Origin of the sequence: Nocardioides sp. NPDC023903, assembly GCF_040639295.1 — a bacterium.
Taxonomy (GTDB): domain Bacteria; phylum Actinomycetota; class Actinomycetes; order Propionibacteriales; family Nocardioidaceae; genus Nocardioides.
Map to the genome: position 1 here is coordinate 1 of NZ_JBEZZS010000098.1, position 1,154 is coordinate 1,154.

The 1,154-nt window shown below is 68.5% G+C and carries 2 protein-coding genes; both read right to left on the bottom strand.

Annotated elements, in window-relative coordinates:
* Nucleotides 1-109 precede the first annotated feature (109 nt).
* Nucleotides 110-556, bottom strand: coding sequence for a type II 3-dehydroquinate dehydratase (gene aroQ / locus AB0F44_RS30215; RefSeq protein WP_357361064.1), 447 nt, complete (start codon nt 554-556; stop codon nt 110-112).
* Between the two features lie 15 nt (nt 557-571).
* Entirely contained in the window at nt 572-1,003 is a 432-nt protein-coding gene (locus tag AB0F44_RS30220; RefSeq protein WP_357361065.1) for a hypothetical protein, read from the bottom strand.
* Nucleotides 1,004-1,154: the final 151 nt, after the last annotated feature.

The window sequence follows — 1,154 nt, forward strand, 5'->3', positions numbered from 1 at the left end:
CGCGGCGTCGGTGAGGTAGGTGACCGCGGGCACGGCTAGCTGTCCGCTGGTGCGTAGGTGCCCGATGACCTGGGAGCAGAACGGGTGGGTCGAGAGACTTCCGGCTCGCCTAGGGCTTGCTCAAGTATTCGATCGCGGCGGCGTAGCCGTGGATGCCGAGGCCGGCGACGACCGCGGTGGCGATCGGGGAGACGAAGGAATGGTGCCGGAACTCCTCGCGCGCGTGCACATTACTGATGTGCACCTCGACGATCGGCACCTCAGGAATCATCAGGGCGTCGCGCAATGCCACCGACGTATGGGTGAGGCCGCCGGGGTTGATGACGATGGCCGACACTTCGCCGCGGGCCCGCTGGATCCGGTCGATCAGCGCGCCTTCGTGATTGGACTGGAAGGCGATGACCTCGCGGTCGAAACGGGCGGCGGTCCGCTCACACAGTGCGACGACGTCATCGAGGGTGTCGGCGCCGTAGATCTCGGGCTGACGGGTCCCGAGCATGTTCAGGTTCGGTCCGTTGACAACGAGGATCGGACCAGTGGCCTGCACGGTTTCCATGCAGGCCACTGTAAGTCACAAGCCGGTCGGGCCCTCCGAGCGCAGGTCGTCGACTTTGCGCATGGCTTCGCGGAGTTCGGCCAGCCAGGTTTCGGCGTGCTTGCCCGCGAGTTTGACCGTCCAGGCCAGGGCGTCGGCGCGGGAGCGGGCGACGCCTGCGTCGATCAGGGTGTCGAGGACCTGGCGTTCGGGCTGACGTAGCCGGGTCATCACGGGCACCGCCAAGTGGGTGAACAGGATTCGCTCGCCGTCTACCCGCACGCCCCAGGCGACGCTGCGGCCGTAACGCCGCTGGGCCTCGTCGGCGATCTGCATGCGCGCCGGGCGGGTCGACTCGCGGAAGCGGGCGAGGGCGCCCTCTTTTGTGGCCGTCGGGGTGCTCGCGTCGCCGGGGACGGGCAGTTCGCCGACCACGACGACCTCGTCGCGGTCGATGTCGATGTCCACCGGCCCGGTGAACCAGTCGGCGGGCAATCGTCCGGCGAACCAGTCGGGGGCGTCGGCTCAGAGGCCGACACGCCCCGCGAATACACCGCTACGTGCGCGAACGACGCCGGTGGGGACGGGAACTGAACAGCGTTGTTGGGCGCGGAGTCGC

Excerpts from the sequence above, each read along its gene's own strand:
- aroQ (WP_357361064.1), bottom strand. The coding sequence starts at position 556 with ATGGAAACCGTGCAGGCCACTGGTCCGATCCTCGTTGTCAACGGACCG.